Origin of the sequence: Lactobacillus sp. UMNPBX19 (assembly GCF_002553805.1) — a bacterium.
Taxonomy (GTDB): domain Bacteria; phylum Bacillota; class Bacilli; order Lactobacillales; family Lactobacillaceae; genus Lactobacillus.
The window spans coordinates 1-7,523 of sequence record NZ_PCYR01000042.1 but is presented as its reverse complement, the minus strand read 5'-3'; the positions used below and the strand labels follow the sequence as shown (position 1 = coordinate 7,523).

Here is a 7,523-nt window from a genome sequence, read left to right as displayed (position 1 = left end):
TCCAAATGGACTTTTTATTTTCTATCAAGTGTTCAATTTAATTTTACAATCGGCGTTAAATAAAAAATCGAAGATTATAAGATCTCCGATTTTTTTATTAAATACAATATTAAAAAAGTATGAGTTAATGAAAGGCTAAATATGAGTAAATATATATTAAAACGTGTCTTTTATATGATCTTAACTTTGTTTATTGTGGCAACAGCAACTTTCTTCTTAATGAAAGCTATGCCGGGGTCGCCTTATGCAAATGAAGCTAAAATGACACCAACTCAAATTAAAATTATGAACGAGCAATATGGTTTAAATAAGCCCGTCTTTGTTCAATATTTAATTTATTTGGGTGGAATGTTCAAGGGTGATTTCGGTACTTCTTTCCAATACGCTAATCAATCAGTAACTAGTTTGATCTTGCCACGTTTGGCTGTTTCTATGCAATTAGGTTTGCAAGCCATGGTGGTAGGAGTCGTATTTGGAGTTTTATTAGGAACTTTAGCTGCTGTAAAACAAGGTACGTGGGTTGACTCTACTTCAACAGTTTTGGCAATTATCGGAAGATCAGTACCTAACTTCGTTTTAGCTGTTATCTTGCAGTATTATATTGCTCTAAAATTAGGCTGGTTTTCAATTGCTGGCTGGGGTTCATTTTCACAATCTGTTTTGCCAACGATTGCTTTAGCGGTTGCTCCAATGGCTGAAACCGAACGATTTGTAAGAACTAGTATGGTCGATAACATGAATCAGGATTATGTAGAACTTGGACGCGCTAAGGGACTGAGTCGAATGGAAGTTGTTCGCGGACATGTAATGCGTAATAGTATGATTCCAATTGTAACCTTGCTTGGTCCGTACACCGTAGCGTTAATGACTGGTTCAATGGTTATTGAAAACATTTTTAATATCCCTGGTATTGGTGAACAATTTGTTAAGTCAATTTTAACTAACGATTATCCAACGATCATGGGTGTAACAATGATTTATTCAATTGGCTTGGTAGTAGTTTTATTAATTACTGATATTATCTATGGCTTAATTGATCCAAGAATTAGATTGCAAGGAAAGGAAGGATAGAGAATGAACGAAGAATTCAATGTAAGTCCTGAAGATTTTGAAAAATTAGCTCCTGATGAAGCTCAAGATAATGAAAATATTGCGGGACCATCTTTATCCTTTGGTCAGAGTGTTTGGCTGCAATTAAAGAAGAAAAAATCAGCAATCGTTTCAGGTGTAGTCATTATTTTAATGGTTCTTGTAGCATTTGGTTCAACGCCATTTATTAATAACAAGACCTTGGTAAAGTCACATCCACAGTATGCAAACTTGCCAGCAAAAGTTCCTGGTATGAGCGCAATTAATGGCTTAAATGGAAAATTAAAGCAGGGAGATAAGTGGGTAAATGTATATGAACAAAATCATATCCCTAAAGATAAGTATTTCTTTGCTGGAACTGATTATTTAGGCAGACCCTTAGGTCAAAGAATTATTTATGGAACAAAAATTTCTTTAATTGTCGCTTTTGTTGCTGCCTTGTTTGACCTAACCATTGGAGTGTTGTATGGAATTGTTTCTGGTTGGAAAGGCGGAGGAGTAGATAATGGAATGCAGCGAATTATCGAAATTATTTCGTCAATTCCTAATTTAGTAATTGTTGTTTTGATGTTGGTTGTTTTAAAACCAGGAATGATGTCAATTATTTTAGCAATTGCCATTTCTTCTTGGACAACAATGGCTCGGCAAATTAGGGCAGAGACATTAACATTAAAGAATCAGGAATATGTTTTAGCTGCCCGTAACTTAGGACAATCTTCTTGGAAGATTGCGTTAAAACACCTGGTTCCTAATCTTTCAAGTTTAATTATCATCCAAATGATGTACACAATTCCAACTGCTATTTTCTTTGAAGCATTTTTAAGTTTTATCGGTATTGGTATATCTGCTCCTCAAACTTCACTTGGAGTGTTGCTTAATGAAGGGCAAAAGAATTTTCAATTTTTGCCATATCAGATGTGGTTCCCAGCAATTGTGTTATGTGTTTTGATGATTGCCTTTAACTTGTTAGGTGATGGCTTAAGAGATGCATTAGATCCAAAGAGCAGAAGGTAAAAGAGATGACAGAAAAAGTTTTAGACGTAAAAAATTTAAAAATTGATTTCCATACATATGCTGGGGATGTAAAGGCTATTCGTAACGTTTCTTTTCATTTAAACAAGGGAGAAACATTAGCTATTGTAGGTGAATCAGGTTCCGGAAAGTCGGTAACTACACGAACAATAATTGGCTTATTAGCTAAAAACGCTGAAATAGTTGGTGGAGAGATTGATTTTCACGGTAAAAATTTATTGGCAACTAAAGAAAAGGATTGGCGCAAAATTCGGGGAAATGAAATATCGATGATTTTTCAGGATCCAATGACATCCTTAGATCCAACAATGAAGATTGGCCAGCAAATTGCTGAGCCTCTGATTAAACATAAGGGAGTCAGTAAAAAAGAAGCATGGAAAAAAGCTCTTGAAATGATGAAGGCTGTTGGAATTCCAGATGCAGAAAAAAGAATTAATCAATATCCCCATCAATTTTCAGGTGGTATGCGTCAAAGAATTGTGATTGCAATTGCCTTAATTTGTGAACCAGAAATTTTACTTGCTGATGAACCAACAACGGCTTTAGATGTAACAGTTCAAGCAGAAATTTTAGATTTAATGAAAGATTTGCAAAAAAAAATTGGTACATCAATTATTTTTATCACCCATGACTTAGGTGTAGTTGCTGGAATGGCAGATCGAGTAGCAGTAATGTATGCAGGTGAGATTTTAGAATATGGATCTGTTGATGATATTTTCTATAACCCACAACATCCTTATACATGGGGGTTAATCAATTCAATGCCAACTTTAGAAAGCAAAGAATTAGAATCAATTCCAGGAACTCCTCCTAACTTGCTAGATCCTCCTAAAGGAGATCCTTTTGCTCCACGTAACAAGTATGCGATGAAGATTGATGCCGAGAGAAAACCACCTTTCTTTAAGGTTTCTGAGACTCATTATGCTGCTACCTGGTTACTGCATCCGAATGCTCCTAAAGTTGTTCCTCCAGCAGAGATTAGACGTAGACAGAAAAAATTTGCAGAAATGAAAGAAAAATAATAGATAGGAAAAAGCGATGACAGAAAAGAAAAAGATTTTAGAAGTTAAAAACTTAAAGCAATACTTTAAAGTGGGTCGATCAACTGTCAAAGCTGTAGATGATGTCAGTTTTGATATCTATGAAGGTGAAACTTTTGGTTTAGTAGGGGAATCAGGATCAGGTAAGACTACTACTGGACGAAGTATTTTGCATCTTTATGAGCCTACTGACGGAGAAATAATTTTTGAAGGAAAAGATGTTAATAAATTAAAAGGCAAAAAGGAAAAATTGAAATTTCATCGTGATGCACAGATGATTTTTCAAGATCCATACGCATCCTTAAATCCTAGAATGACTGTTGAAGATATTATTGCAGAAGGTCTAGATATTCACCAGCAAATTAAAAATAAAGCTGATAGGAAAAAGCGTGTTATTGAATTATTAAACTTGGTAGGTTTAAGTAAAGAACATGCCTCAAGATTTCCGCATGAATTCTCTGGTGGTCAACGTCAAAGAATTGGGATTGCCAGAGCTTTAGCAATTAATCCGAAGTTTATCGTAGCTGATGAACCGATTTCTGCACTAGATGTATCGATTCAGGCGCAGGTAGTTAATCTAATGAAAGAATTACAAGAAAAGAAAAAGTTAACTTACTTGTTCATTGCCCATGATCTTTCAATGGTTAAATTTATTTCTGATCGAATTGGAGTTATGCGGTTTGGAAAGTTGCTTGAAGTAGGAACAGCAGATGAAGTCTATAATCGTCCACTGCATGATTACACTAAGAGTTTAATTTCTGCCGTGCCTATTCCTGATCCAGAAGTTGAACGTAAAAGACAAAGAATACAATATGATGACTCAAAATTTGATCCTCGAAAGCCTCGTTCATTACATGAAATTGAACCGGGACATTTTGTAAGATGTGCTGATGATGAGGTAGACTACTATTTGAAAGCTGCAAAGAGTTACCTGTAAATTAAAGATCTATTGGATAAAATATCTGATAGATCTTTTTCTTGTGTCTGTTAGAATTAAAATATAGAAAAGAAGGGTGCAAGATGGATATTGAATTAGTTAAGCAATTTACCAAAAAACATTTAAAAGGCGAAAAGACAGGCCATGATTACTATCATGGACAAAGAGTAGCAAACCTAGCTACAAAAATGTATCTAAACGATTATCCTGATGCACATGAAGATAGTAGAATCGTTGCTATTATTCAAACAGGTAGTTATTTGCATGATACGATTGATGAAAAGATTTGCGAAGATCCCGAAAAAGTTATAAAGGAAATCAAAGAATTATTGCCTAAGGTTGGTTTTACTAATCTAGAAGTAGAAGATATTTTATTTACTATTCAACACATGTCTTTTTCTGCTAATATTGAACGTCATTATCAACTGCCTTTGAGTGGACAATATGTGCAAGATGCTGATCGGATTGAAAGTTTAGGGGCAATCGGAATTGCTAGAGCATTTACTTATGGTGGTAAGCATGGAAATAAGATTTATGATCCTAAAATTAAGCCTGAGAAGTTAATAAGTCATGATCAATATCGCAATCATGTAGAAACCACGATTAATCATTTCTATGAAAAATTATTTGATTTAGAAGACCTAATGAATACGCCTGCTGCTAAAAAGGAAGCACACCGGAGAACTGAATATATGCGTGAGTTTGTTCAAGAATTTATGGATGAATGGAATGTATAGCTGAAGAAAAAAGAGATTTGTATCAACAATAGGTACAAATCTCTTTTTGGTATATATTTTAATTTTTGCTAAGCTAGTGAATCCCAAGCAGGAAGTGGAGTTGGCTTGCTTTCTGCAAGTTTCTTTTGATCTTCAGTTAAGAACTCTTTTCTAACAACCACTTCATAAACAAATTCGTCAAACCACTTATCGCTCATTGTGAAGTAACCTTTACGGCCAGATTTTTCACTCCATGAGTTTTCAACTTTCCACTTACGGATTTCACCCTTATCTAAGTCAACACCAACTAAAGTCATAGCGTGGCTAACTTCGCCTTCACCGGTAGCCAATCTTTCTGCCTTAGTCATATAAGTATCAACATCAAATAATTCATCGGTCTTGTATAGTTCAGTATCTAGGTAACCAGTCTTACGATCCATTTCTTTCAAGACATCATTACCAAACCAAACACTTTCACCATCTTTTAATTGCTTAATAGCAGCATCTTTTAAGTATTCGATTGGAACATTTAAGAAAGTAATAGGGATACCACCGTTAACATTGTCCTCAAATGGAAGAGAGTAAAGTTTGCCATATTCATGATCTGGTGCATTGGTTAAACAAACATAATCTTCAAAGTTAACATCCCAGTATTTATTAAAGAATTCAACTGGAGTTAAGTCCTTATCTAAGTGAAGCTTTTTATCATCGTCTCGATATTCTAAGTCAAAAGCCTTAGGTGGTTCACCAACAGCAATTGCAGTCATGCGGTAAATTTCGCTTAAGAATTCTTTACGCTTCTTTTCAACTTCATCAGTTTTACCTTCTTGAACTAATTTACGTAAAACTAAGGCATCTTTTCTTTCCTTACGAGCTAAAGCATCAGCTAAGCCAGAAGTGTGGTTAGTATTAAAACTCTCAGGCATTGCATTAGTTGGTACAACACCGTATTTTTTAACTAATGAAGCAGCCATTGCCCATTGACCACCATCTGAGCCAGCAAAGTTCATGTAGGCTTTAACAGTACGATCCTCTAAAGGCTTATCAGCAGAATCAATAATTGCATCATAGAAAATATTAGCACGTTCAATCTTATCCCAGAAGAAGTTATATGCTTGAGATAAGGTGAAGTTTTTAGCCTTATACTTTTTACCAAAATCATGGCGTAAAGTATTTAAGGTTGCAAATAACCAGCAACGACCTGACTGCATTTGGTTAGTAACGTTATCAGTTTCTACTTCGACAGAGAATACATCGTTTAGACGGTTAGTAACTGCTGGATTAAATGAAGCTTCTAACACACCAGATCGCATTGCTGCGCGAGAAACTACTTGATTACGTGAATTATCAAAGTCACTACGGAATTGATCGATTTCTTGTAGGGTTAATTCGTGAGACATAGATTACACTCCTTTAATTTTTTTATCATGTTTTTCATTATATTCACTATACAGCAAATCCCAGCTTAATGCACTAATTTTATTGAATGAAAGTAGCTTTCATAAGGATTTAAAGTGTGATTCTGAAGTATAATGTTGATAACAATATCGGAGGTAAGAACTATGAAAAAGAATATTTTTGTATCAGGAATTACCCTAATGACAATGCTTTTAGCTGTAGGTTGTAGTAATAATGCAAGCCAATCAAATACTAATAATGAAGCTAAAAGTACTAACACAAGCCATAAAAAGAACCACAAATCTAAAAAACATACAACTAAGAAAGATAAGACTGATATAGATACTGATAATTCAGAAACTACTAACTCAGATAAAAAAACTGATAAGAGTAGCAGCGAAAGTTCCAAGAGTAGTACTAGTGAAAAAGCTAGCCAGAATGGATCAGCAAACACAAATGCTTCTTCTAATTCAAATGAATCAAGAAACACAAATAATTCAAATGGTTCATCAAATTCTTCAGCATCTAATACTCAAAATAATAGCGGTCAAAGTGCTGCGTCAGCTAATAACTCTTCAGATGCTATGTTTAATAAAATGGTTTCTAATACGATCAAAGAAAACGGCTATTCAAGTAACTATGGACCGGATAATTTTACTTTAATTGATGGTGGCAATGGACAATATTCTTTAGCTGAGAAGTCAACTGGAACAATTGTTGGTCATTACTCTGTGAAGAATGGTGATCTTTACAAGCAAGATGTGATTACTGGAAATGATGTTAAGGTTAAATAATGGTTTATTATCAGAAAATGACGCCTGAAGGCTATCAGGAAATTAAAGACGAGATAGCCCGCTTAAAGAAAGATCGGCCACGAAGAATTAAAATCTTACAAGAAGCTCGTAGTATGGGAGACTTATCAGAAAACTCTGAATATACTACAGCTAAGATGGAATTAGGGCATTTACAAAGTCGCTTACGCTATTTAGATAAGCAATTAAGATATTCAGAAATTATTCAAAAAGATGAAAGTGGGACTATTGATTTAGGATCAAATGTTACTTTACTTTTTGATGGTGACGATGAAGCTGAAAAGTATCGGATTGTTGGTAGGATGGAAGCAGATTTAGCTAAGGGAAAAATTTCCTTTGATTCACCTTTGGGGCAAGCTTTGATGAAGAAAAAAGCTGGTGCAACAGTAACTGTTGAAGCGCCAGCTGGAAGTTATGATGTTAAAATTATCGCTGTAAATTAAAGTGTCTGGGAAAAAACTAATTCCTAAGACATGAAAAAAGAACGATGATTTCCTTT

The 7,523-nt window shown here is 34.7% G+C and carries 8 protein-coding genes; 7 read left to right on the top strand and 1 reads right to left on the bottom strand.

Features of this window, described 5'->3' with window-relative positions; translation table 11 throughout:
- Positions 1–141: 141 nt before the first annotated feature.
- The 5 genes from opp3b (at position 142) to CP370_RS08655 (ending at position 4,835) form a co-directional block, all read left to right on the top strand.
- Complete coding sequence (gene opp3b, locus CP370_RS08675; RefSeq protein WP_057718102.1) at positions 142–1,071, top strand: oligopeptide ABC transporter permease; 930 nt, start codon at positions 142–144, stop codon at positions 1,069–1,071.
- Positions 1,072–1,074: 3 nt separating this feature from the next.
- Positions 1,075–2,103 (top strand): ABC transporter permease, encoded by a 1,029-nt coding sequence (locus CP370_RS08670; RefSeq protein ID WP_087713339.1) that lies wholly within the window; start codon positions 1,075–1,077, stop codon positions 2,101–2,103.
- 5 nt (positions 2,104–2,108) lie between these two features.
- On the top strand, positions 2,109–3,143 hold the full coding sequence (locus CP370_RS08665; RefSeq protein WP_087713338.1) for an ABC transporter ATP-binding protein: 1,035 nt from the start codon (positions 2,109–2,111) through the stop codon (positions 3,141–3,143).
- A gap of 16 nt (positions 3,144–3,159) precedes the next feature.
- A complete protein-coding gene (locus tag CP370_RS08660) occupies positions 3,160–4,098 on the top strand; it encodes an ABC transporter ATP-binding protein (protein ID WP_057718099.1) in 939 nt (312 codons plus the stop codon).
- Between the two features lie 83 nt (positions 4,099–4,181).
- Positions 4,182–4,835 carry an HD domain-containing protein gene (locus CP370_RS08655; RefSeq protein WP_087713337.1) on the top strand — a complete coding sequence of 218 codons (654 nt, stop codon included), beginning with the start codon at positions 4,182–4,184 and terminating at the stop codon, positions 4,833–4,835.
- Positions 4,836–4,903: 68 nt separating this feature from the next.
- Here the strand turns inward: CP370_RS08655 and CP370_RS08650 are convergent, their stop codons facing one another.
- The gene (locus CP370_RS08650) at positions 4,904–6,214 is read right to left on the bottom strand and encodes a C1 family peptidase (RefSeq protein ID WP_087284913.1); all 1,311 of its coding nucleotides are present in this window, start codon (positions 6,212–6,214) and stop codon (positions 4,904–4,906) included.
- Between the two features lie 162 nt (positions 6,215–6,376).
- Between CP370_RS08650 and CP370_RS08645 the strand changes: the two genes are divergently transcribed.
- Together CP370_RS08645 and greA are read left to right on the top strand one after the other, a co-directional pair.
- Positions 6,377–7,006 carry a hypothetical protein gene (locus tag CP370_RS08645; protein ID WP_087713336.1) on the top strand — a complete coding sequence of 210 codons (630 nt, stop codon included), beginning with the start codon at positions 6,377–6,379 and terminating at the stop codon, positions 7,004–7,006.
- A complete protein-coding gene (greA, locus tag CP370_RS08640; protein ID WP_004896018.1) occupies positions 7,006–7,467 on the top strand; it encodes a transcription elongation factor GreA in 462 nt (153 codons plus the stop codon). Before CP370_RS08645 ends, greA begins: the two co-directional genes overlap by 1 nt.
- Positions 7,468–7,523: the final 56 nt, after the last annotated feature.

Coding starts and splice junctions, on each gene's coding strand:
- greA (WP_004896018.1), top strand. CDS start 7,006: ATGGTTTATTATCAGAAAATGACGCCTGAAGGCTATCAGGAAATTAAA.
- CP370_RS08660 (WP_057718099.1), top strand. CDS start 3,160: ATGACAGAAAAGAAAAAGATTTTAGAAGTTAAAAACTTAAAGCAATAC.
- CP370_RS08650 (WP_087284913.1), bottom strand. CDS start 6,214: ATGTCTCACGAATTAACCCTACAAGAAATCGATCAATTCCGTAGTGAC.
- CP370_RS08670 (WP_087713339.1), top strand. CDS start 1,075: ATGAACGAAGAATTCAATGTAAGTCCTGAAGATTTTGAAAAATTAGCT.
- CP370_RS08655 (WP_087713337.1), top strand. CDS start 4,182: ATGGATATTGAATTAGTTAAGCAATTTACCAAAAAACATTTAAAAGGC.
- CP370_RS08645 (WP_087713336.1), top strand. CDS start 6,377: ATGAAAAAGAATATTTTTGTATCAGGAATTACCCTAATGACAATGCTT.
- opp3b (WP_057718102.1), top strand. CDS start 142: ATGAGTAAATATATATTAAAACGTGTCTTTTATATGATCTTAACTTTG.
- CP370_RS08665 (WP_087713338.1), top strand. CDS start 2,109: ATGACAGAAAAAGTTTTAGACGTAAAAAATTTAAAAATTGATTTCCAT.